The sequence below is a fragment of the Pseudoalteromonas sp. SIMBA_162 genome (genome assembly GCF_046535955.1).
GTDB lineage: Bacteria > Pseudomonadota > Gammaproteobacteria > Enterobacterales > Alteromonadaceae > Pseudoalteromonas > Pseudoalteromonas marina.
The window spans coordinates 1-264 of sequence record NZ_JAWJBQ010000569.1; the positions used below are offsets into that span (position 1 = coordinate 1).

The following is a 264-nucleotide window of genomic DNA, read 5'->3' on the forward strand; positions in this document are numbered from 1 at the left end:
GCATCAGCAGCAGGCGTTTCATAGCTCACCCCCTTGGGCTTTGGCGTCCACCTTCTGCACCTGCATGCCGGGGTGCAGCAACTGCCCGCCAGTGACCACCACGGTTTCGCCGCCCTTCAGGCCGCTGGCGACCACAATCTTGCCGGTGAGGTAACGGCTGACGTCGACTTTGCGCAATTCCACCTTGTCGCCCTCGCCCACCACCCACACAGCGGGCTCATGCAGGGCCTTGGTCAGCGCCGACCACGGCAGTTCGATGCTGGG

General features: G+C 64.8%; 1 pseudogene. It reads right to left on the reverse strand.

Annotated elements, in window-relative coordinates:
* Positions 1 to 18: 18 nt before the first annotated feature.
* Positions 19 to 264: pseudogene (locus R0J88_RS20955) on the reverse strand (hypothetical protein); the annotation flags it as partial.